Origin of the sequence: Cyanobium sp. PCC 7001 (assembly GCF_000155635.1) — a bacterium.
Taxonomy (GTDB): domain Bacteria; phylum Cyanobacteriota; class Cyanobacteriia; order PCC-6307; family Cyanobiaceae; genus NIES-981.
Genome location: NZ_DS990556.1, coordinates 2,081,502 through 2,102,586 on the forward strand (window position 1 = coordinate 2,081,502; position 21,085 = coordinate 2,102,586).

Consider the following 21,085-nt stretch of genomic DNA (forward strand, 5'->3'; position numbering starts at 1 on the left):
ACAAGTGTCAATAGAAGTATTACAGGCAGGAATGGTGAAGAAAGCATTTCCGAATGGCAACTATGTTCTGAAATTTAAATATCTCGTTTGCTGGATCGTATCTGTGGCCGAGTGAAATGAGTTTTTTGGTGTCTAGCCTAAAGAAGCTCCATTCGTCTCCAAGTATGTCATAAAAGTCTTTCAGAAAAACTCGGCTTATAACATTCATTTCATTAAACTCAAATTGTAGGGCCCTAACCCCGCCCCCTCTAATCACCCCAAGCATTCCCTTTAGTGACTCAAGCTCATGTCCTTCAGTGTCTATCTTGATAAAGTGAATCTCTGCTTCTGCGATAATGCGTGATTCCACTAACTCATCAATTCTTTCCATGGAGCAGGCTAAGGAGCCGATGTTGCCATCATCTTGAAGGTGAAATTCTTTGAAAACATCCCTGTAGAGTGAGGCGTGGCCAGTGGACGAGTCTGACTTATAGACAAAAATCCTTCTACGCTGACCCTTGCTGCTTGCGCCGCAATTAAACAGCCTAATATTTGATATGGATCCCGTGTTGGCAGCGAGTTCCTTGAAGGTTATTGGGTTCGGTTCAAATGCATAGCAACGGCATGACGGGAGTGATTTGGCAAGTGCAATGCTGTATTCTCCAACATTTGCGCCTATGTCAAGTAGTACTGGCTCATCGATATCTGAAAGGAGGCGAGGCAAAAATTGTTCAACAAGCCATTTCTCGCCACTCGCGTAGCCGACGTGCTTTAAAATGCCACTGCTCTCATAGTAGAGCTTCCTCGCATCTAGTCTAAACACTCTAATAAGCGCCTTCGTGACGGCTTCTGCGGCACGGTGAATTCGACGTTTGATGGACCTCCTCGCTGTATCTAGCATTTACCCGAGTTAGTAGAGCTATACGATGACCAAGTTGTCTTGACTAAGACCTTACAGTGAGAGGGCAGGCCGGGGGATCCTGAGTCAAAGAAGACACAGTTGTCTACGGATAACTGAACTGCATCGGAGATGCTATCGAGTACCTGTGAGTCTCTGTGAGAACAGAACAAAACAATCGAATATGCCGATGGAGCCAATGGCAGAACCTCTATAGCGGAATCTATCATCGTATGCCCTGGGCCTAGATCAAATGTGATGGCTTCGAAGGTGGACCTGAAGAGAAGAATACAGCTGCCTATCATGTCTGTTATCGCATAGCTTACCACTACATCTCTCAGCGTTGTGAGCGTGTTATTCCTTATCAGCATTCTAAAGGAGTAAGGCTTGCCTCCCGCTAGGCTGTTCGTCCTTTTGCCTGTGTCTGCTTCGACAAAGTAAGCATCCTCAAATCGTGCCTCGCCTGATCCGCTGCGATTGATTGATGTAAGCACATTGTATATTGAGTGCGAGGAATGACTTGATGAATCCATGTAGGCACTAACCGCTTCCTCGCTTGATCCTTGACAGGCAATTATGCCGTCTCTCAGAAATATTCCCTTATTGCAAAGCCTCTGAATGGAGCTTAGCTGGTGGCTCACTAGCAGTACCGTTCGCCCCTCTCGATCGGCTACGTCCTCCATCTTTCCCAGGCATTTCTTCTGAAACCCGGCATCCCCCACCGCCAGCACCTCATCCACCACGAGGATCTCCGGCTCCAAATGGGCCGCCACCGCAAAGGCCAGCCGCACATACATCCCACTGGAGTAGCGCTTTACGGGCGTATCGAGAAACTTCTGCACTTCGGCGAAGTCCACAATCTCCTCAAACTTGGCCCGGATTTCCCGCCGCGTCATCCCCAGGATCGCGCCATTCAGGTAAATGTTCTCCCTCCCCGTGAGCTCTGGATGAAAGCCCGTGCCCACCTCCAGCAGGCTCGCCACCCTTCCGCAGATCTCCACGCGGCCCGTAGTGGGTTCGGTGATGCGGCTGAGGATCTTCAGCAAGGTGCTCTTGCCCGCTCCATTGCGGCCGACGATCCCCACCCGCTCACCGTGGCGGATCTCGAAGCTCACATCCTTCAGGGCCCAGAACTCCTCGTCGCCTTCCGTGCGAGTCTGCGCAGCCTTGCGCCGGCCCATTCGCAGCTGGCCAGCCAGGGTGAAGGGATTCAGCAGCGCACCTGCCGCCCTGGCTTTTCGGGCTAGGACATCCCGCAGTGCCGTGTAACCCTGGTTGGCCTCATGGTGGAGGGCGTACTTCTTGCCCAGCCCCTCCGCTCGGATCACCACATCTGAATCGCCCATCTCAGATCACATCCGCCAATCGCTTCTCCATCCGCCGGAACTGCCGCAGCCCCGTGAGCAGCAGCACCAGCACGATCGCCATCGACAGCCAGAAGCCCAGAGGGTTGATGAAGGCGCCCTGGCCGATGATCGCCCAGCGGAATCCCTCGATCACCCCCACCACCGGGTTGAGGGCGTAGAGCAGCTGCCAGCTCTCCGGAACGATGGCGCTTGAAAAGCCCACCGGGCTGATGTAAAGTCCGAACTGCACCAGAAACGGCACCACGTAGCGGAAGTCGCGGTACTGCACGTTCAGGCTGGCCAGCCACAGCCCCGGGCCCAGGCTCGCCGCCGTGGCCACGCCCATCCACAGCGGCAAGGTGAGCAGCCGCCAGCTGGGCCACCATTGGAACCACACCATCAGCCCTGCCAGGATCAGCAGAGCGATCACGGCATCCACAAAACTGGTGATCACCGCGGCTGCCGGCACGATCAGCCGCGGGAAGTACACCTTCGTGAGTAGGTTGGCGTTGTCGATCAGGCTGTCGGCGCAGCTGCTGAGCGCCGTGCTGAAGAACTGCCACGGCATCGTGCCGGCGAACACCAGCACCGCATAGGGCGCATCCCCCTCCGAGGGCAACCTGGCGAGCCGGCCGAAGATCACGGTGAACACCAGCATCGTGAGCAGCGGCCGGACCAGCGCCCAGCCCACGCCGATGGCCGTCTGCTTGTAGCGCACCGCGATGTCGCGCCAGGCCAGGATCCAGAACAGCTCCCGGTAACGCCACAGATCCAGCCAGTACTGCTTCTCGATCCGGTTCGGCTCCAGCACCAGGCGGTACTCGCCGGCGGATGTCTGTGACGCAGCGCGACGGGGCACCGGTTCAGGCCCTCTGCAGCGAGCCAGGGCAGCCAGGCCAGCGGCCCGTGGCCAACCCGGCCAGAAGCCCCTCCACCTGCGCCTGGGCGATCAGCAGGCGGCGCACCTGCACCACAACCTCGCTGAATGCCTCGTTCGGCGCCGTGCCGTGGCTGGCGATGATCACCGCCTCACCGGCCGGAGCGGAATTCGCCAGCCTGGAGAGCTGGCTGTTGGCCTCCAGCATGTTCACCTGGATGGCGGTATCGCCGGATCTGGTCAGCGTAGACAGTTTGCCGTACCCGACCTTCCGTAGCGGAGATGGAGCGCGATTCAGGGCAACACCCGCTCCGCCAGCTCATGCATCCGTCGATCGGCGGTGAGCAAGGCGGCTGCTTCGCGCCGGGCCAGCGCCAGATACAGGCAGTCGTACACGGGGTGCTCCAGATGGCAGGCCAGGGCCAGGGCTTCCACCTGCAGATGCCGATCGGGCTCGATGTGATCCACCAGCTCCGCGGCCCTGCTCAGCCTCTGCTGCACTCCCGTGGCCTCCAGCTGGCCAGAGCGCTGCAGCCGCCACAGCGCATTGGCCACCTCGGTGAGCATCAGTTCCGGTGCCAGCACCAGATCGGCCCGGAGCACCGCGTCGCGAAGGGCAGCGGCCTGGCTGGAACCCTCGATGATCCGCACCACGGCGGAGGCATCCAGCACCAGGCTGGACGATCCCAGGGCCGTCATGTCAACGGGAACGGTCCTGGCGGATCAGGTCCTCTGGAGGTGGATCAAAAGGCTGCCCGGCCTGCTCCACGGCCAGCGCTTCCAGGTCGGCGAGGGCCTGCCGGCGTCGCTCGCGGGGGTCCCCGCCGCAGGCCTGCTGCAGATCGCTGAGGGCCTGCTGGCTCAGGCTGCGGTGATGGCGGCGGGCGCGGAGCTGCAGCAGCTGATGCAGGGGATCGGGAAGGTCGCGGATCTGCAGGGTGGCCACCAACACGCATCGCAGTGAATGCAATCTACATGCACTCTTCAGCTCAGGGCGGGCTCCGGCTGTTGGGGACAGCCTGGGTCTGAGGCCCCAGCGTCGCTACCGTCCGCCCAGCCGCCTCGCCACCGCCCACCCCGATGCCGGCCACGATCTACCTGCACTGGGCTGCCACGCCCTACGACTGGGTGCGGCCGGGGCACTACCACTCGATCATTGCCGGTGACGGCACGCTGCACCGCCTGCACGCCTACACGATCGATCTGCCGGCCCACACCTGGCGCCGCAACAGCAATGCCGTGGCCCTCTCCTGCGCCTGCATGGGCGGCCGCCCGGATCCCTGGACGATCCCGCCCACCGAGGCCCAGCTCGATCGGATGTGCCGCGAGGCGGCCGAGATCGCCCGCGGCTGGGGCTGGGGCGCTGAGGAGATCACGATCGAGCGGGTGATGACCCACGCCGAGGCCGCCTCCAACCGCGACGGCCGCTGGATGCATGACAACTACGGCCCCGTGATCTGGGGCGGCAGCGGCGAGCGCTGGGACTTTCTGCAGCTCAGTAAGGGCGGCCCGCCCACCGGTGGCGACGAGCTGCGCCAGCGCATCCGCGCCGCTCTGGCCGGCAGTCCGCCCCCCGAAGCCGCCAAGCCCTCTCCCCTCGCCTTCCGCCGCGCCGCCACCATGACGGCCCGCGGCCAGGAGCTGGCGGTGGAGATCGACGAGCACGGCACCTCCTGGGCCCTCGCTGCCGATCTGCTGCGCCGCTACGAGATCCCCTTCGCCTGGGAGGCCAGCCGTCGCCGCATCCTGATCGGCAGCCTCGATGTGGCGCCCACCTACCGCCACGACCAGGTGCAGCCCGCGGTGGGCTGGCCCCTGTTCGAGATGACCCTGCTCAGCGGCCCCGCTCCGGTGATCCTGCGCGGCCTGCTGCGGGAGAGCCGGGCCTGGTGCCGCGTGCTCGAATTCGCCGAGGAGTTCGGCATCAGCGTGAGTTTCGAGCCGTTCACCCTGCTCGAGCGGCGGGGCGGTTAGGAGCCCGGCCGCGATGCCCCCACCCCCCATGGCCCCAGCTGGCGTCCTCGCCCTGGCAGCCGCGCTGCTCTCCTGGACCCTGCTGGGCCTGCTCCTGCCCGGGCTGCGCCGCGCCCTGCCCGACCATCCCAACGCCCGCAGCTCCCACCGGCGCGTCACCCCCCGCGGCGGCGGCGTGGTCTTCGCCCTGGTGGGCAGCGCTGGTGCCCTGCTGCTGGGCCTCCGCCTGCCAGCCCTCTGCCTGCCGCTGGCCCTGGTGGGCCTGCTCGACGACCGCCGCTCCCTTCCGCCCGGGCCGCGGCTGGCGGCCCAGCTGGCCACGGCGCTCCTCCTGGTGGGGCTGAGTCCGCTGGGGCAGTCGCCGTGGCTGGCGCTGCTGCTCGCCCTGGCCGCCACCGCCCTGATCAACCTCGTGAACTTCATGGACGGCCTCGACGGCCTGGTGGCGGGTTGCCTGGTGGTGTGGCTGGCCGCCGCCGCCTGGGGCGGCCAGCCGGCTCTCTGGCCCCTGGTGGGAGCCCTGCTCGGCTTCCTGCCCTGGAACTGGAGCCCGGCCCGGGTGTTCATGGGCGATGCGGGCAGCACCTTCCTCGGTGCGGTGCTCGCCAGTGCGGTGCTGGCGGCGCCGGGCTGGCGGGAGTCGTTGCCGCTGCTGCTGGTGGCCCTGCCCCTGCTGGGCGATGCCGGCGTGTGCCTGCTCCGGCGCCTGCGGGCCGGCCACCGCCTCTGGCAGGCCCACCGGCTGCACCTCTACCAGCGGCTGCAGCAGGCGGGCTGGAGCCACCGGCGGGTGGCCGGGCTCTACAGCGCCGCCACCGCCGCCCTGGCCCTGGCCTGGCGCCTGGGGGGCTGGCCCTGGCTGCTGGCCCTCGCCGCCGCCGTGCTGCTGCTGGGGGCGTGGCTGGAGCGCTGCGTGGCGGTGCCCTTTGACCCACCGCCTAGCGTGAGCGCCACCCTCTCGCCGCCAGGGTGACGCTTCCACCGCGCTGGCCCCGGCTTGGCCGCATCCCGCTGCTGCTGCGTCGCCTGCCCCTGCTGCTGGCCGATGTGGTGCTGCTGCCCCTGGCCGTGTGGCTCAGCTTCCTGCTGCGCCTGGCCGATCCCTGGCCGACGGAGCTGGAGCAGTCGCTCTGGCTGCTGCCCACCGTGCTGGTGATCGGCCTGCCCCTCTATGCCCTCAGCGGCCAGTACCGGGGGCTCACCCGCTACGTGGGCAGTGCTGCCCTCTACCAGCTGGCCATCCGCAACGCCCTGCTGGTGCTGCTGGTGGCCTTCGCCGGCCTACAGCTGCAGCTTCCGGCGCCGCCCCGCAGCAGCTGGCTGCTGCTCTGGATCCTGCTCACGGTGTTCACCGGCGGCCTGCGTTTCGCCCTGCGCGACCTGCTGCTCGGCCAGGCGCCCCCGGGGCCGCGGCCCCGGCGTCAGCGGGTGGTGATCGTGGGGGCGGATGCGGCCGCCGCCCAGCTGGCCGCCGCGTTGCGGCTCGGCCACGACACCCGCATCGCCGCCTTCCTCGACGACGACCCCGGCCTCTGGCACCGCACCCTCTACGGGGTGCCGGTGCTGCCTCCCGAGCGCCTACCGCGGCTGCTGCGCAGCAGCCGCGTGGATCAGCTCATCCTCTCCACCCCCTCGCTGCCCCAGGCTGAGCGTCGGCGCCTGCTGGCCAGCCTGCAGGGCTTCGGCGTGCCGGTGCTGCAGGTGCCCGCGGTGGAGGAGATCGCCTCGGGCCGCGCCACGATCGACACCCTGCGACCGGTGCCGATCGAGGACCTGCTCGGCCGCGAGAGCGTGCCGCCCGACCCCGCCCTGCTGGGGGCGGCGATCACCGGCCGCAGCGTGCTGGTGAGCGGAGCCGGCGGCTCGATCGGCTCCGAGCTCTGCCGCCAGATCCTGCGGCTGCGGCCGTCGCGGCTGGTGCTGCTCGAGCGCAGCGAGCTGGCCCTCTACGCGATCGGCCAGGAGCTGGCCGCCTGGGGCTCAGCCGTGCCGGTGGTGGAGGTGCTCGGCGACGTGGCCGAGCAGGCCTTCCTGGAGGGTGTGCTGCGCAGCCAGGCCGTGCAGGTGCTGTTCCATGCGGCCGCCTACAAGCACGTGCCGCTGGTGGAGGCCAACATCTGCGCCGGCCTGGCCAACAACCTCTTCGGCACCCGCAGCGCCCTCCAGGCCTCCCTGGCCTGCGGCCTGGAGCGCTTCACCCTCATCTCCACCGACAAGGCCGTGCGCCCCGCCAACGCCATGGGTGCCAGCAAGCGCCTGTGCGAGCTCCTGGTGCAGAACGCCGCCGCCGCTCAGGGGCGTCACCCCGAGCGCACGATCTGCTCGATGGTGCGCTTCGGCAACGTGCTCGGCTCCTCCGGCTCGGTGGTGCCCCTGTTCCGCCGCCAGATCGCCGCCGGCGGCCCCGTCACGGTGACCCACCCGGAGATCACCCGCTTCTTCATGACCATCCCCGAGGCGGTGCAGCTGGTGCTCCAGGCCAGCGCCATGGCCACCGGCGGTGAGGTGTTCCTGCTCGACATGGGGGAGCCGGTGCGGATCACCGACCTGGCCCGCCAGATGATCCAGCTCTCCGGCGCCAGCGTGCGCGATGCCGACCATCCCGACGGTGAGATCGAGATCCACTACACCGGTCTGCGGCCAGGCGAGAAGCTGCACGAGGAGCTGCTGCTGGGTTCCGCCAGCGACCCCACGGCCCACCCCCTGATCCGGCGGGCCCGCGAGGCCTCGCTGCAGCCCGAGCGTCTCGAGCCGCCGCTGGCTGCCCTGGAGGCCGCCCTGCGCCGCTGGGATGAGGCCGGCGCCCTCGCCGCCCTGCAGCGCCTGGTGCCCGACTACCACCCCGCGTCCACCGGGCTGGCCGGCCAGCCTCGGTAGGCTGCGGACCTGACCTGGTAGCCGTTCTCACCATGCTCAAGCTCCTGCTGGGTGACCCCAATGCCCGCAAGCTGAAGCGCTACCAGCCGGTCGTCTCCGACGTGAACCTGCTGGAGGAGGAGATCGCCCCCCTCTCGGACGACGAGCTGCGCGGCCTCACCGGCGAGTTCCGCCAGAAGCTGGCCAGCCATCAGGAGGAGTGCCGCAGCCGCGGGCTGACCCTCGAGGCCACCCTGGAGCGGGAGCGCAACCTGCTCGATGACCTGCTGCCCCAGGCCTTCGCCGTGGTGCGCGAGGCCGGCAAGCGGGTGCTCGGCATGCGCCACTTCGACGTGCAGCTGATCGGCGGCATGGTGCTCCATGACGGCCAGATCGCCGAGATGAAGACCGGCGAGGGCAAGACCCTGGTGGCCACCCTGCCCAGCTATCTCAACGCCCTCACCGGCCGCGGCGTGCACGTGGTGACGGTGAACGACTACCTGGCCCGCCGCGACGCCGAGTGGATGGGCCAGATCCACCGCTTCCTCGGCCTCTCGGTGGGGCTGATCCAGCAGGACATGACGCCCTATGACCGGCGCGACAACTACGCCTGCGACATCACCTACGCCACCAACTCAGAGCTCGGGTTCGACTACCTGCGCGACAACATGGCCACCGACATCGCCGAGGTGGTGCAGCGCGATTTCCACTACTGCGTGATTGACGAGGTCGACTCGATCCTGATCGATGAGGCCCGCACCCCCCTGATCATCTCCGGCCAGGTGGAAAGGCCCCAGGAGAAGTACCAGAAGGCGGCCGAGGTGGCCGAGCGGTTGGTGCGGGCGGCCGAGCTGGGCAAGGACGGCATCGACCCCGAAGGTGACTACGAGGTGGACGAGAAGCAGCGCAGCTGCACCCTCACCGACGAGGGCTTCGCCAAGGCGGAGGAGATGCTGGGGGTAAGCGATCTGTTCGACCCGGCCGATCCCTGGGCCCACTACATCAACAACGCCCTCAAGGCCAAGGAGCTGTTCATCAAGGACGTGAACTACATCGTGCGCGGCAGCGATGCCGTGATCGTGGATGAGTTCACCGGTCGCGTGATGCCGGGCCGCCGCTGGAGCGATGGCCAGCACCAGGCGATCGAGGCCAAGGAGAACCTGCCCATCCAGCCCGAAACCCAGACGCTCGCCTCGATCACCTATCAGAACTTCTTCCTGCTCTATCCCCGCCTGGCCGGCATGACCGGCACCGCCAAGACCGAGGAGGTGGAGTTCGAGAAGACCTACAAGCTCGAGGTCACCGTGGTGCCCACCAACCGGCCCCGCTCCCGCGCCGACTGGACCGACCAGGTGTACAAGACCGAGCCCGCCAAGTGGCGCGCCGTGGCCCTGGAGATCGCCGAGGTGAACAACTCCGGCCGCCCCGTGCTGGTGGGCACCACCAGTGTGGAGAAGTCGGAGCTGCTCTCCGCCCTGCTGGCCGAGCAGCAGATCCCCCACAACCTGCTCAACGCCAAGCCCGAGAACGTGGAGCGGGAGGCCGAGATCGTGGCCCAGGCCGGCCGTGCCGGCGCCGTGACCATCGCCACCAACATGGCCGGCCGCGGCACCGACATCATCCTGGGCGGCAACAGCGACTACATGGCCCGCCTCAAGCTGCGGGAGGTGCTGCTGCCCGTGCTGGTGCGGCCCGAGGAGGGCCACCGCCCGCCGGTGCCTCTGCAGCGCTCCGCCGAGGTCTCCGGCTTCGGCGGCGGCAGGGGCGGCAAGGGGGCCTCCCCCAACGGTTCCGCCCCCAGCGAAGCCCGGGCCATCGGCGCCCTCTATCCCTGCGAGCTGCCCGAGGAGCAGGAGCTCGCCCTGGTGACCCTCTCCCGCGAGCTGGTGAAGGCCTGGGGTGATCGCAGCCTCACCGTGCTCGAGCTGGAGGACCGCATCGCCCAGGCCGCAGAGAAGGCCCCCACCGACGACCCCCAGATCCAGCAGCTGCGCGAGTGCATCAATGCGGTGAAGGCCACCTACGACGCGGTGGTGAAACAGGAGGAGGCCAGGGTGCGTGAGGCCGGCGGTCTGCACGTGATCGGCACCGAGCGCCACGAATCCCGTCGGGTCGACAACCAGCTGCGCGGCCGTGCCGGTCGCCAGGGCGACCCCGGCTCCACCCGCTTCTTCCTCTCCCTGGAGGACAACCTGCTGCGGATCTTCGGCGGCGATCGGGTGGCGGGCCTGATGAATGCCTTCCGCGTGGAGGAGGACATGCCGATCGAATCCGGCATGCTCACCCGCTCGCTGGAGGGGGCCCAGAAGAAGGTGGAGACGTACTACTACGACATCCGCAAGCAGGTGTTCGAGTACGACGAGGTGATGAACAACCAGCGCAAGGCGGTGTATGCCGAGCGCCGACGCGTGCTGGAGGGCCGCGAGCTCAAGCAGCAGGTGATCGGCTATGGCGAGCGCACCATCGACGACATCGTGGAGGCCTACGTGAATCCTGACCTGCCGCCCGAGGAGTGGGATCTCAGCCGCCTGGTGGCCAAGGTGAAGGAGTTCATCTACCTGCTGGAGGATCTCGAGCCCGAGCAGCTCAAGGGCCTGGGCACCGAGGAGCTCAAGGCCTTTCTGCAGGAGCAGATGCGCAATGCCTACGACATCAAGGAGGGCCAGATCGAGCAGCAGCGGCCGGGCCTGATGCGGGAAGCCGAGCGCTTCTTCATCCTCCAGCAGATCGACACCCTCTGGCGCGAACACCTCCAGGCGATGGATGCCCTGCGCGAATCGGTGGGTCTGCGCGGCTACGGCCAGAAGGATCCGCTGATCGAATACAAGAACGAGGGCTACGACATGTTCCTTGAGATGATGACCCAGATGCGCCGCAACGTGATCTATTCGATGTTCATGTTCCAGCCGGCCCCCGCCCCCCAGGGCGCCACCGTCTGAAGCTCAGCGGGTGGTGCCGGGGTTGTCGCCCAGGAACTCCAGGATCTCCCGGTCCTTGAGGTTCTGGGCCTCGCCGCGGCAGGGCTCCAGCAGGGGCCGGCCCGCCGCCACCTCCCGCAGGCAGGCCTGGGCCCGCGCCAGCTCCCCCTCCAGGGCGTCGATCCGCTCCATCAGGTTGCGGATGACCCGCGCCTCGGTGTCGGGCAGGGCCGAGTGGGCCAGCGGATCCACCCGCACGCCGCTCTGGTGCACCACCCGCCCCGGGATGCCCACCACGGTGGAGTCGGGCTCCACGTCGCGCAGCACCACCGAGCCCGCCCCGATGCGGGTGTTGGCCCCCACCGTGATCGCGCCGAGCACCTTGGCGCCGGCGCCCACCACCACGTTCTCGGCCAGGGTGGGGTGCCGCTTGCCGTGGGCCTTGCCGGTGCCGCCCAGGGTCACCCCCTGGTAGAGCAGGCAGTTGTCGCCCACCACGGTGGTTTCGCCGATCACCACGCCCATGCCGTGGTCGATGAACACCCCGTGGCCGATCTGGGCTCCCGGGTGGATCTCGATGCCGGTGAGCAGCCGCCCCACCTGGCTCAGCAGCCGCGGCAGCAGCGGCAGGCCACCGCGCCAGAGCCGGTGGCTGATGCGGTGCAGCACCAGGGCGTGCAGTCCGGGATAACACAGCAGGATCTCGAGCGTGCCCCGGGCGGCGGGGTCGCGCTCCTTGATGATTGCCAGGTCGGCCCGGATTGCCTTGAACATGCAGGCATCCTGCCGGACCCCGGCGGCGTTTGACCGAGGGGCCCCCGCTCGTGCATGATCAGCCCGTCGGCGATGCCGGCCAGCCCCTGGCAGCGGTTTCAGCCGCAGCCCGCGGTGCCTGCGGATGTAGCTCAGTGGTAGAGCATCTCCTTGCCAAGGAGAGGGTCGAGAGTTCGAATCTCTTCATCCGCTTGTCGAGACAGCTGTGGAGCCAGCTGGTCGAGTGGCCTGCCCTAGGCGGCCATCACGCCGATCTCCTTGCGGAGCTGATCGATCGTGGCGCTGCCCAGGTAGCTCTGGGCGCAGTGCACCACCGGCATGCGCATCAGCTGGGCCCGGTTCTGACGCAGGCTCTGCTCCACCAGTGGCAGGCTCGGCCGGTCGCACAGCACATGGCTGGCCGCCCGCAGCAGGGCCAGCAGCCGGCTGCCGGTGTCGGGGTTGGCCGTCATCACCAGCAGTTCGTTGCCCCGCAGGCTGTGCAGGATCACCTCGGCGGCCCGCAGGATGCCGGGGCTGATGCTCACCAGCCCCACGCAGCTGCCGGCCCGCAGCTCCTTGAGCAGACCGAGCTCGTGGCGGAAGTCGTTGAGGTCCACCGGCACCGCCCGCACCCCGTGGCGCTTGGCGATCTCCTCCACCGGCTGCAGGAAGTAGCGGCTGGTCACCACCGTGCCGTTGTTCGAGGTTTCCAGCACCCCCTCCAGCTCCTCCATCGGCACCACCTCCACCGGCACCTCCAGGTTCGGGGCCAGCTCCTCGGCGATCAGCATCGAGGCGCCGATGTCCTCCCGCGGCGTGCTCACCAGCACGCGGGCGCCGCAGCGCAGCCGCCAGTCGATCTCGCGGGTGAGCATGTCGCGCGCCTGCTGCAGGGTGCAGCCGCCGTTGAGCAGGCCGTCGATGCTCTCGCGCACCTGGCGGTCGAGGTCGGGCAGGGCCCGGCTGCGGGGGCCCGGCGGCGGCTTGATCTCGCGCGGCTTCTGCTGGTCGCGCACGTAGATGCCGGAGCCCGCCATGGCCTCCACCACGCCGTCGGTCTCCAGCTGCCGGTACACCTTGCTGATCGTGTTGCGGTGCAGGCCGGTCTGCATCGCCAGCTGGCGCGTGCTGGGCAGCCGGTGACCGGGCGGGTAGTGGCGCGCCGCGATCGCGAAGCAGATCTGGTTGTAGAGCTGGGTCGACGCCGGGATGTCGCTTTCCTGCTGGATGTGGAATCGCACGCCGGAGTGGGCCTGGGGAGCAGGGGCACACCTTACGGAGCATCCGCCACGCGGACAATCCCCCCGTTGGCATACGGGAGTGTGCCGGTTCGTGGCCAGAATCGGCGCAGCGATCCCTGGCTTCCATGGCTGCCGCCGCTCCCCTGCCGGTGCTCTCCGGCTGGCAGAACCTCACCGCCGAGGGTGCCGTGCCGCTGCGCTGCTGGTGGGCCCGGCCGGAGGGCCGGGCGCCGCGGGCGGCGGTGGTGGTGCTGCCTGAGGTGTTCGGCCTCAACAGCTGGGTGCGCTCCGTGGCGGATCGCCTCGCCGCCGCCGGCTACGCCGCCCTGGCCCTGCCGATCTTCGCCCGCACCGCCCCGGATCTGGATGTGAGCTACGACGAGGCGGGCCTGGCGGCGGGCCGTCTGCACCGCGATCAGGTGACGGCGGCTGACAGCCTCGCTGACGCCGGCCGCGCCATCGCCTGGCTGCAGGCCCAGCCCGGCCTCGAGCAGCGGCCGGTGGGCTGTGTGGGCTTCTGCTTCGGCGGCCACCTCGCCCTGCTGGTGGCCAGCCTTGACGGCGTGGCCGCCACCTGTGACTTCTACGGCGCCCGGGTGTCGGTGTTCCGCCCCGGCGGCGGTCCGCCCAGCCTGGAGGTGGTGCCCCGCATCCCCGGTCACCTGCTCTGTTTCTGCGGCGCCGAGGATCCGCTCATGCCCCCCGAGGAACAGCAGGCCATCGCCGCCGCCCTCGAGGCCGACGGACGTCGGCACCCGGAGCGGCTGAGGCGCCTGGTGGTGGCGCCGGGGGCCGGCCACGGCTACATGTGCGAGCACCGCGGTGACTTCGCGCCCGAGGCCGCCGCCGAGGGCTGGCGCCAGATGCTGGAGCTGTTCGCCGAGCGCCTGGGCTGACTCAGCCAGCCGGTTTCGGTTCGGCCGCGCTGGCCTCGGGGCCCCCGGCCGCCGTCGTGCCGCCGGAGCGCACCACGGACTTGACGGGCGCGGCTTTCACGGGAGCGGGTTTGGCCGGGGCGGGCTTGCCGCCGCCGCCCTTGGCCGCCGCGGCCTTGCGCGGGCTCAGGAACATGATCATGTTGCGGCCCTCCCGTTTGGGGGGCTGCTGGATCTCGGCTGCGGCTTCGAGGTCCTTGGCCATGCGCATCAGCAGCACTTCAGCCAGGGCCGTGTGCTGGATCTCGCGGCCGCGGAAGATCACGGTGCACTTCACCTTGTCGCCCGCCTTGAGGAAGCGGGAGGCCTGACCGATCCGCACGTCGTAGTCGTGCTGGTCGATCTTGTAGCGCATCTTGACCTCCTTGACTTCGGTCTGGTGCGACTTCTTCTTGGCCTCCTTGGCCTTCTTCTCCTGCTCGAATTTGTACTTGCCGTAGTCCATGATCCGGCACACCGGCGGATCGGCCTTCTCGCTCACCAGCACCAGGTCGAGCTCCCGGTCCCGCGCCACCTCCAGGGCCGCCTCCCGCGTGATCACTCCAAGTTGACTGCCGTCGGCGTCGACCACCCGCAACTGGGGATAGTTGATCCGCTCATTGATGTTGGGCAGCTCCCGAACGGGAGCACGACGGTCAAAACGGGGACGGGGCATTCAGTGGGGTTGAGGTTTGGGGGGTTGAGGTTTGCGGGGGTTGCGGGTCCGGACGCTCTGGGCTCGCGTGGGCCCCGTGGTTCGCGCAGGGCTGGGAGGCCGCGGCGCACAGAGGCACACCCTTCACAGTAGAACGCGTCTGATCTCCCGCAACGCCTGCTCCAGCCGCAGGGCCGTGGTGTCGCCCTCCAGCCACAGCGGCCGGTGCTGACGCCGGAACCAGGTGCGCTGCCGCTTGGCGAACTGCTGGGTGTGCCGGGTGGTGAGCGCGATGGCGGCCGCTTCATCCAGGTGGCCCTCCAGCACCTGCAGGGCCTCGCCGTAGCCGATGGTGGCGAGCAGCGGCAGATCGGCGCCGTAGCGCTGCCGCAGCCGGGCCGTTTCCTCCAGCAGCCCGCCGGCGTAGAGGGCCACGGTGCGGCGGCGGATGCGCTCGCGCAGGTCGGGCGGGTCGAGTCCCAGCTCCAGCACCTGCCAGGGCGGCGGCGTGCAGCCCTGCTGGCTGGAGAGGGGCCGCCCGGTGGCATAGAGCACCTCCAGGGCCCGCTGGGTGCGCACCGAGTCGGCCGCAGCGATGCGTCCCGCGGCGATCGGATCGGCGGCCCGCAGCAGCTGGTGGCAGGTGGGCTGCCCCAGGGCGCTGAATTGCCGGCGCAGGGCCGGCTGGGGCGGCACGGCCGGCGGGCGCAGTCCCTGGGTGAGGGCCTTGAGATAGAGGCCGCTGCCGCCGGCCAGCAGGGCCAGCGGCCGGCCCGGGCGGGGCCGCTCCAGCTCGGCCTGGATCTGGGCCGCCGCCACGGCCCGGAACTCCTCCAGGTTGATCGGCTGGTCAGGATCCCGCAGGTCGAGCAGTTCATGGCGCACCTGGGCCTGTTCGGCCGGGGTGGGCTTGGCGGTGCCCACGTCCATGCCGCGATAGAGCTGGCGGGAGTCCACGTTCAGCACCGCCAGCTCGAGCGCCCGGGCCAGGCCGATCGCCAGCTCCGTCTTGCCGCTGGCGGTGGGCCCCAGCAGCACGATCACCAGGGGCGTCGGTGCAGGCGCAGGCGGTGGCGCGGGGGCAGGCGCGGGGGAGGCCATTCCCCCACCCTGGCAGCTGGCCGCCGCCCCGCCTGAAACCCCGGTGCCCGGTGGTAGATTGCCCGCTGGAGAAGGGGTTTCACCGCTTCTCGCCCCCTCTTGCCCAGGGCCAGTCGCCGCCTCTGCCCGACCCCTGGGAAGCCCCTCCCGCATGAGCGAAGCCACGAAAGTTCAGGCCGCGTACGGCGCCGAGCAGATCCAGGTGCTGGAAGGCCTGGAACCGGTGCGCAAGCGGCCCGGGATGTACATCGGCTCCACCGGCCCCCGGGGTCTGCACCACCTGGTGTACGAGGTGGTGGACAACGCGGTGGACGAGGCCCTGGCCGGCCACTGCGACCAGATCCTGGTGGTGCTCAACGAGGACGGCTCCTGTGCCGTTTCCGACAACGGCCGCGGCATCCCCACCGACATCCACCCCCGCACGGGCAAGAGCGCCCTGGAAACGGTGCTCACCGTGCTCCATGCCGGCGGCAAGTTCGGCTCCGGCGGCTACAAGGTGTCGGGCGGCCTCCACGGCGTGGGCGTGTCGGTGGTCAACGCCCTCTCCGAGTGGGTGCAGGTCACCGTGTACCGCCATGACCAGGTGCACACCCAACGCTTCGAGCGCGGCGCGGCGATCGGCAGCCTCGCCTCAGCCCCGGGGGAGAAGGGCCGCACCGGCACCACCGTGTGCTTCAAGCCCGACAGCGAGATCTTCACCGGCGGCATCAGCTTCGATTACGCCACCCTCTCCTCCCGTCTGCGCGAACTCGCCTACCTCAACGGCGGCGTGCGCATCGTGTTCCGCGATGAGCGGCAGAGTGCCCGCAACGCCGCCGGCGAACCCCACGAGGACATCTACTTCTACGAGGGCGGCATCAAGGAGTATGTCGCCTACATGAATGCGGAGAAGGATCCGCTTCATCCCGACATCATCTACGTGAACGCCGAGAAGGAGGGTGTTCAGGTGGAGGCCGCGCTGCAGTGGTGCGTGGACGCCTACTCCGACAGCATCCTCGGCTTCGCCAACAACATCCGCACCGTGGATGGCGGCACCCACATCGAGGGCCTCAAGACGGTGCTCACCCGCACCCTCAACGCCTTCGCCAAGAAGCGCGGCAAGCGCAAGGATGCCGATGCCAACCTGGCCGGCGAGAACATCCGCGAAGGCCTCACCGCCGTGCTGTCGGTGAAGGTGCCGGAGCCCGAGTTCGAGGGCCAGACCAAGACCAAACTCGGCAACACCGAGGTGCGCGGCATCGTGGACACCCTGGTGGGCGAAGCCCTCGGGGAATTCCTGGAATTCAACCCCTCGGTGATCGACCTGATCCTCGAGAAGGCCATCCAGGCCTTCAATGCCGCCGAGGCCGCCCGCCGGGCCCGGGAGCTGGTGCGCCGCAAGAGCGTGCTCGAGAGCTCCACCCTGCCCGGCAAGCTGGCCGACTGCTCCTCCCGCGACCCCTCCGAATCGGAGATCTACATCGTGGAGGGCGATTCCGCCGGAGGCTCCGCCAAACAGGGCCGTGACCGGCGCTTCCAGGCCATCCTGCCCCTACGCGGCAAGATCCTCAACATCGAGAAGACCGACGACGCCAAGATCTACAAGAACACGGAGATCCAGGCCCTGATCACTGCCCTGGGCCTGGGCATCAAGGGCGAAGACTTCGACGAGAAGAATCTCCGCTACCACCGCATCGTGATCATGACCGACGCCGATGTGGACGGTGCCCACATCCGCACCCTGATCCTCACTTTCTTCTTCCGCTATCAGAAGGCGCTGGTGGAAGGCGGCTACATCTACATCGCCTGCCCGCCGCTCTACAAAGTTGAACGGGGCAAGAACCACACCTATTGCTACAACGAAGGCGACCTCAAGAAGACCATCGAGAGCTTCGGCGAGAAGGCCAACTACACCATCCAGCGGTTCAAGGGTCTGGGCGAAATGATGCCCCAGCAGCTGTGGGAAACCACCATGGATCCGGCCACCCGGATGATGAAACGGGTGGAGATCGAGGATGCCCTCGAGGCCGATCGCATCTTCACGATCCTGATGGGCGACAAGGTGGCCCCCCGCCGCGAGTTCATCGAGACCCACAGCGCCGAGCTCGACCTTGCCCAGCTCGACATCTGAGATGGGTTCCTCGATGGGTTCCTCCCCACCCCTGCTCGCGGCCTGGCGCTGGATCGCCCTGCTGGGTTTCGCCCTGGTGGCACCGGCCGCCCTGCCGGCTGGTGGGGCCGAGTGGCGCGCTCCGGAACTGCGCCGGCGCCAGAGCAGCCGCGAACCGCTGCTGAGCCCGGTGCCCCAGGTGCTGCGCTGTGCGCCTGAGCACCAGGCGCCGGTGATCAGCGAAGCCTCCGCCGGCGAGCCCCTGCGGGTGCTGCGGGCCTGGGTGCAGCCCGGCGGTGAGCGCTGGCTGCAGGTGCAGCTGGAGGGCCCGGCCGGCAGCCGCCGCGGCTGGCTGGCCGGCTGATCAGGCCGCCAGGGCCGCCTCGATCGCCCCGGTGATCTCCGCGGATTCGGGCTCCACGCCGCTCTTGAAGCGGGCCAGCACCGTGCCGTCCTTGCCCACCAGGAACTTCTCGAAGTTCCAGGCCACCGGCCCGGCCGGGTCCGCCTGGGTGAGGGTGGTGTAGGGCGCCTCGGCCATCGCCACCTTGTCGAACAGGGTGAAATCGGCGCCGTAGGTGGTGGAGCAGAACTGCTGGATCTCCGGCAGGGTGCCGGGTTCCTGGGCGCCGAAGTCGTTGCAGGGGAAGCCGAGCACGGCCAGGCCCTTGGGCCCGTAGGTGTCCTGCAGCTTCTGGAGGCCGGCGTACTGGCGGGTGAAGCCGCAGCGGCTGGCCACGTTCACGATCAGCAGCACCTGGCCGTTCCACTCGCCCAGCCGGCGCTCGCCGCCTTCGGCATCACGCACCACTACATCGCTCACGTTCACGGTCATGGAGTTGCACGTCGGGCCGGCGGACGCTAGCGGCTGCGCGATGGCCCCCGGCCCATAAACTCCAGCAGCGGGTGCCACTGAGCCGATGAGCGAGGCGAACGCCCCGAACCACGAGACCGCCGCGGGCAGCCGCGTGGTGCTGGCCGAGGTGGTGTCGCGCCAGCTCGCGACCCTGCTGGAGGCCGGCAATTACGACGGCGCCAAGCTGCTGCTCCAGCCGGTGCAGGAGGTGGACATCGCCGAGGCGATCGGCACCCTGCCCCGCACCCTCCAGGCCTTGGCCTTCCGCCTGCTGCCCAAGGACGAGGCGATCGAGGTGTACGAGTACCTCGACGGCACCGTGCAGCAGAGCCTGCTCGATCGGCTCCGCTCGGGCGAGGTGCTGGAGCTGGTGGAGCGGATGTCGCCCGACGATCGGGTGCGGCTGTTCGATGAGCTGCCCGCCAAGGTGGTGCGGCGCCTGCTGGCCGAGCTGAGCCCGGCGGAGCGGCGGGTCACCGCCCAGCTGCTCGGCTACGAGCCCGAAACGGCGGGCCGGCTGATGACCACCGAGTTCATCGACCTCAAGGAATTCCACAGCGCCGCCCAGGCCCTGGAACTGGTGCGGCGGCGGGCCCGCGACACCGAGACCGTCTACTCCCTCTACGTGACCGATGGCTCCCGCCATCTCACCGGCATCCTGTCGCTGCGGGATCTGGTGGTGGCCGATCCCAAGGACCGCATCGGTGATGTGATGACGCGGGAGGTGGTGAGCGTGTCCACCGAGACCGACCAGGAGGAGGTGGCGCGGGCGATCCAGCGCTACGACTTCCTGGCCGTGCCGGTGGTGGACCGGGAGGAGCGGCTGGTGGGGATCGTCACGGTTGACGACGTGATCGACGTGATCGAGCAGGAGGCCACCCGCGACCTCTACGCCGCCGGCGCCGTGCAGGCCGGCGACGAGGACGACTACTTCCAGAGCAACCTGTTCACCGTGGCCCGTCGCCGGGTGGTGTGGCTGGCCGTGCTCGTGGTGGCCAACGGCTTCACCTCCGAGGTGATCGCCCTGCAGGGCGAGGTGCTGAGCCAGGTGGTGGTGCTGGCCGCCTTCATCCCCCTGCTGATCGGCACGGGCGGCAACGTGGGCGCCCAGAGCTCCACCGTGGTGATCCGCGGCCTCAGCACCCAGCGCATCCAGTCGCTGGGGCCTTTGCGCACGATCGTGCGGGAGGCGGTGGCCGGCGCCCTGCTGGGGCTGCTGATGCTGGTGGTGGTGGTGCCCTGGGCCTGGTGGCGCGGCGACGGGCCGCTGGTGGGACTCTCGGTGGGGATCAGCCTGCTGGCGATCACCACCCTGGCGGCCACGGCGGGGGCGGCCCTGCCGCTGCTGTTCGACCGTCTGAAGCTGGATCCGGCCCTGATGTCGGCCCCCTTCATCACCACCGCCACGGACGTGGCCGGGGTGTTCATCTACCTCACCACGGCGAGCTGGCTCATGGCCCGGATCGGCTAGATGAGAGAGCGTTCACACTTCTTCAGGTTAGGCTTAACGGATCTTCAAGGGCCTGAACCATGACGCTCGCTCTCGCCCCCTCCCCTTCCGCCGTCGCCGCCGCGACGCGGCCGGTCTCCGCTCCGGCCCGCTCCGTGCCTGCCTTGGACGGCGATCTGGTGCGCAGCTACCTGCGGGACATCGGCCGGGTGCCGCTGCTGACCCACGAGCAGGAGATCACGCTGGGCCGCCAGGTGCAGGAGCTGATGGCGCTGGAGGAGATGGAGCAGGAGCTGACGATGCGGGCTGGGGGAACGGCACCGAGCGCGGCGGAGCTGGCGAAGGCGGCGGGCCTGAGCCCGGCGGTGCTGAAGAAGCGTCTGCAGGCGGGCCGCCGGGCCAAGGAGCGGATGGTGGCGGCGAATCTGCGGCTGGTGGTGAGCGTGGCGAAGAAGTACACCAAGCGGAACATGGAGCTGCTGGATCTGATCCAGGAGGGAACGATCGGCCTGGTGCGGGGCGTGGAGAAGTTCGACCCGACGCGGGGCTACAAGTTCAGTACGTATGCGTACTGGTGGATCCGCCAGGGGATCACGCGGGCGATTGCGGAGAAGAGCCGCACGATCCGTCTGCCGATCCACATCACCGAGACGCTGAACAAGCTGAAGAAGGGCCAGCGCGAACTGAGCCAGGAGCTGGGCCGCACGCCGACGGTGACGGAGCTGGCGGGGTATGTGGAGCTGCCGGAGGAGGAGGTGAAGGACCTGCTGTGCCGCGCGCGTCAGCCGGTGAGTCTGGAGACGAAGGTGGGGGATGGGGAGGACACGGAGCTGCTGGATCTGCTGGCGGGGGATGGGGAGTTGCCGGAGGAGCGTGTGGACGGGGAGTGCCTGAAGGGAGACCTGCGGGCGCTGCTGGAGCAGCTGCCGGAGCTGCAGGGGCGGGTGCTGAAGATGCGCTACGGCATCGATCCCCAGTCGGCCGAGATGGCCGAGCCCATGAGCCTCACCGGCATCGGCCGCATCCTGGGCATCAGCCGCGACCGGGTGCGCAACCTCGAGCGCGACGGTCTGGCGGGCCTGCGCCGGCTCAGCAGTGCAGTCGAGGCCTACGTGGCCAGCTGATGGGGCCAGCTGATAGGGCCAGCTGAGGTGGCCTGCCGGGCAGCGCGCTTT

At 68.1% G+C, this 21,085-nt stretch carries 20 protein-coding genes and 1 tRNA gene; 10 read left to right on the forward strand and 11 right to left on the reverse strand.

Features of this window, described 5'->3' with window-relative positions; genetic code table 11:
- Nucleotides 1-19 precede the first annotated feature (19 nt).
- The 6 genes from CPCC7001_RS14525 to CPCC7001_RS10265 form a co-directional block, all read right to left on the reverse strand.
- Nucleotides 20-880: an FkbM family methyltransferase gene (locus tag CPCC7001_RS14525; protein WP_083782627.1), complete on the reverse strand. Its 861-nt coding sequence runs from the start codon at nucleotides 878-880 to the stop codon at nucleotides 20-22.
- Nucleotides 874-2,223, reverse strand: coding sequence for an ABC transporter ATP-binding protein (locus tag CPCC7001_RS10245; protein ID WP_006910319.1), 1,350 nt, complete (start codon nucleotides 2,221-2,223; stop codon nucleotides 874-876). Before CPCC7001_RS10245 ends, CPCC7001_RS14525 begins: the two co-directional genes overlap by 7 nt.
- Before the next feature lies 1 nt (nucleotide 2,224).
- Nucleotides 2,225-3,082: an ABC transporter permease gene (locus tag CPCC7001_RS10250; RefSeq protein WP_006911374.1), complete on the reverse strand. Its 858-nt coding sequence runs from the start codon at nucleotides 3,080-3,082 to the stop codon at nucleotides 2,225-2,227.
- A 4-nt stretch (nucleotides 3,083-3,086) separates the two neighbouring features.
- The gene (locus tag CPCC7001_RS15840) at nucleotides 3,087-3,308 is read right to left on the reverse strand and encodes a hypothetical protein (protein WP_043368941.1); all 222 of its coding nucleotides are present in this window, start codon (nucleotides 3,306-3,308) and stop codon (nucleotides 3,087-3,089) included.
- Between the two features lie 86 nt (nucleotides 3,309-3,394).
- Nucleotides 3,395-3,799, reverse strand: coding sequence for a type II toxin-antitoxin system VapC family toxin (locus CPCC7001_RS10260; RefSeq protein WP_006910755.1), 405 nt, complete (start codon nucleotides 3,797-3,799; stop codon nucleotides 3,395-3,397).
- 1 nt (nucleotide 3,800) lies between these two features.
- Nucleotides 3,801-4,046 (reverse strand): hypothetical protein, encoded by a 246-nt coding sequence (locus tag CPCC7001_RS10265; RefSeq protein ID WP_043369936.1) that lies wholly within the window; start codon nucleotides 4,044-4,046, stop codon nucleotides 3,801-3,803.
- Nucleotides 4,047-4,180: 134 nt separating this feature from the next.
- On the opposite strand from CPCC7001_RS10265, the gene CPCC7001_RS10270 reads away from it, so the two are divergent.
- From CPCC7001_RS10270 to secA, 4 genes are read left to right on the forward strand one after another with little or no spacing between them, the layout of a single operon-like run.
- Entirely contained in the window at nucleotides 4,181-5,074 is an 894-nt protein-coding gene (locus CPCC7001_RS10270; protein ID WP_006911287.1) for an N-acetylmuramoyl-L-alanine amidase, read from the forward strand.
- Nucleotides 5,075-5,102: 28 nt separating this feature from the next.
- Nucleotides 5,103-6,047: a glycosyl transferase gene (locus CPCC7001_RS10275; RefSeq protein WP_006911738.1), complete on the forward strand. Its 945-nt coding sequence runs from the start codon at nucleotides 5,103-5,105 to the stop codon at nucleotides 6,045-6,047.
- Complete coding sequence (locus CPCC7001_RS10280; protein WP_006910085.1) at nucleotides 6,044-7,951, forward strand: nucleoside-diphosphate sugar epimerase/dehydratase; 1,908 nt, start codon at nucleotides 6,044-6,046, stop codon at nucleotides 7,949-7,951. The genes CPCC7001_RS10275 and CPCC7001_RS10280 overlap by 4 nt, the downstream gene beginning before the upstream one ends.
- A 32-nt stretch (nucleotides 7,952-7,983) precedes the next feature.
- On the forward strand, nucleotides 7,984-10,869 hold the full coding sequence (gene secA / locus CPCC7001_RS10285) for a preprotein translocase subunit SecA (RefSeq protein WP_006909599.1): 2,886 nt from the start codon (nucleotides 7,984-7,986) through the stop codon (nucleotides 10,867-10,869).
- Between the two features lie 3 nt (nucleotides 10,870-10,872).
- Here secA and cysE read toward each other — a convergent pair whose 3' ends face one another.
- Entirely contained in the window at nucleotides 10,873-11,757 is an 885-nt protein-coding gene (gene cysE, locus CPCC7001_RS10290; RefSeq protein ID WP_369699364.1) for a serine O-acetyltransferase, read from the reverse strand.
- Between cysE and CPCC7001_RS10295 the strand changes: the two genes are divergently transcribed.
- A tRNA-Gly gene (locus tag CPCC7001_RS10295) sits at nucleotides 11,743-11,814 on the forward strand. The genes cysE and CPCC7001_RS10295 overlap by 15 nt on opposite strands.
- Before the next feature lie 41 nt (nucleotides 11,815-11,855).
- On the opposite strand, the gene CPCC7001_RS10300 is transcribed toward CPCC7001_RS10295, so the two are convergent.
- Nucleotides 11,856-12,845 carry a GntR family transcriptional regulator gene (locus CPCC7001_RS10300; protein WP_006910152.1) on the reverse strand — a complete coding sequence of 330 codons (990 nt, stop codon included), beginning with the start codon at nucleotides 12,843-12,845 and terminating at the stop codon, nucleotides 11,856-11,858.
- A 125-nt stretch (nucleotides 12,846-12,970) separates the two neighbouring features.
- Between CPCC7001_RS10300 and CPCC7001_RS10305 the strand changes: the two genes are divergently transcribed.
- On the forward strand, nucleotides 12,971-13,741 hold the full coding sequence (locus CPCC7001_RS10305) for a dienelactone hydrolase family protein (protein WP_006910186.1): 771 nt from the start codon (nucleotides 12,971-12,973) through the stop codon (nucleotides 13,739-13,741).
- 1 nt (nucleotide 13,742) lies between these two features.
- On the opposite strand, the gene infC is transcribed toward CPCC7001_RS10305, so the two are convergent.
- Nucleotides 13,743-14,435 (reverse strand): translation initiation factor IF-3, encoded by a 693-nt coding sequence (infC, locus tag CPCC7001_RS10310; RefSeq protein WP_006911354.1) that lies wholly within the window; start codon nucleotides 14,433-14,435, stop codon nucleotides 13,743-13,745.
- Nucleotides 14,436-14,558: 123 nt separating this feature from the next.
- Nucleotides 14,559-15,515, reverse strand: a complete 957-nt coding sequence (miaA, locus tag CPCC7001_RS10315; RefSeq protein ID WP_050757112.1) for a tRNA (adenosine(37)-N6)-dimethylallyltransferase MiaA — start codon at nucleotides 15,513-15,515, stop codon at nucleotides 14,559-14,561.
- Nucleotides 15,516-15,666: 151 nt separating this feature from the next.
- Between miaA and gyrB the strand changes: the two genes are divergently transcribed.
- Together gyrB and CPCC7001_RS10325 are read left to right on the forward strand one after the other, a co-directional pair.
- Complete coding sequence (gyrB, locus tag CPCC7001_RS10320) at nucleotides 15,667-17,625, forward strand: DNA topoisomerase (ATP-hydrolyzing) subunit B (RefSeq protein WP_006909492.1); 1,959 nt, start codon at nucleotides 15,667-15,669, stop codon at nucleotides 17,623-17,625.
- Nucleotides 17,626-17,638: 13 nt separating this feature from the next.
- Complete coding sequence (locus CPCC7001_RS10325; RefSeq protein WP_043369941.1) at nucleotides 17,639-17,968, forward strand: hypothetical protein; 330 nt, start codon at nucleotides 17,639-17,641, stop codon at nucleotides 17,966-17,968.
- Here CPCC7001_RS10325 and CPCC7001_RS10330 read toward each other — a convergent pair whose 3' ends face one another.
- Nucleotides 17,969-18,439 (reverse strand): glutathione peroxidase, encoded by a 471-nt coding sequence (locus tag CPCC7001_RS10330; protein WP_006910206.1) that lies wholly within the window; start codon nucleotides 18,437-18,439, stop codon nucleotides 17,969-17,971.
- Nucleotides 18,440-18,524: 85 nt separating this feature from the next.
- Here CPCC7001_RS10330 and mgtE point away from each other — a divergent pair, with 85 nt between their 5' ends.
- Nucleotides 18,525-19,931, forward strand: a complete 1,407-nt coding sequence (gene mgtE, locus CPCC7001_RS10335) for a magnesium transporter (RefSeq protein ID WP_006910855.1) — start codon at nucleotides 18,525-18,527, stop codon at nucleotides 19,929-19,931.
- Nucleotides 19,932-19,990: 59 nt separating this feature from the next.
- Nucleotides 19,991-21,034, forward strand: a complete 1,044-nt coding sequence (locus tag CPCC7001_RS10340; protein ID WP_043368942.1) for an RpoD/SigA family RNA polymerase sigma factor — start codon at nucleotides 19,991-19,993, stop codon at nucleotides 21,032-21,034.
- Nucleotides 21,035-21,085: the final 51 nt, after the last annotated feature.

Bases quoted from the DNA above. Each gene is read 5' to 3' on its own strand.
- mgtE (WP_006910855.1), top strand. From the start codon at position 18,525: ATGAGCGAGGCGAACGCCCCGAACCACGAGACCGCCGCGGGCAGCCGC.
- CPCC7001_RS10270 (WP_006911287.1), top strand. From the start codon at position 4,181: ATGCCGGCCACGATCTACCTGCACTGGGCTGCCACGCCCTACGACTGG.
- gyrB (WP_006909492.1), top strand. From the start codon at position 15,667: ATGAGCGAAGCCACGAAAGTTCAGGCCGCGTACGGCGCCGAGCAGATC.
- CPCC7001_RS10245 (WP_006910319.1), bottom strand. From the start codon at position 2,223: ATGGGCGATTCAGATGTGGTGATCCGAGCGGAGGGGCTGGGCAAGAAG.
- CPCC7001_RS10275 (WP_006911738.1), top strand. From the start codon at position 5,103: ATGGCCCCAGCTGGCGTCCTCGCCCTGGCAGCCGCGCTGCTCTCCTGG.
- secA (WP_006909599.1), top strand. From the start codon at position 7,984: ATGCTCAAGCTCCTGCTGGGTGACCCCAATGCCCGCAAGCTGAAGCGC.
- CPCC7001_RS10325 (WP_043369941.1), top strand. From the start codon at position 17,639: ATGGGTTCCTCCCCACCCCTGCTCGCGGCCTGGCGCTGGATCGCCCTG.
- CPCC7001_RS15840 (WP_043368941.1), bottom strand. From the start codon at position 3,308: ATGCTGGAGGCCAACAGCCAGCTCTCCAGGCTGGCGAATTCCGCTCCG.
- CPCC7001_RS10260 (WP_006910755.1), bottom strand. From the start codon at position 3,799: ATGACGGCCCTGGGATCGTCCAGCCTGGTGCTGGATGCCTCCGCCGTG.
- CPCC7001_RS14525 (WP_083782627.1), bottom strand. From the start codon at position 880: ATGCTAGATACAGCGAGGAGGTCCATCAAACGTCGAATTCACCGTGCC.
- miaA (WP_050757112.1), bottom strand. From the start codon at position 15,515: ATGGCCTCCCCCGCGCCTGCCCCCGCGCCACCGCCTGCGCCTGCACCG.
- CPCC7001_RS10340 (WP_043368942.1), top strand. From the start codon at position 19,991: ATGACGCTCGCTCTCGCCCCCTCCCCTTCCGCCGTCGCCGCCGCGACG.
- CPCC7001_RS10305 (WP_006910186.1), top strand. From the start codon at position 12,971: ATGGCTGCCGCCGCTCCCCTGCCGGTGCTCTCCGGCTGGCAGAACCTC.
- CPCC7001_RS10330 (WP_006910206.1), bottom strand. From the start codon at position 18,439: ATGACCGTGAACGTGAGCGATGTAGTGGTGCGTGATGCCGAAGGCGGC.
- infC (WP_006911354.1), bottom strand. From the start codon at position 14,435: ATGCCCCGTCCCCGTTTTGACCGTCGTGCTCCCGTTCGGGAGCTGCCC.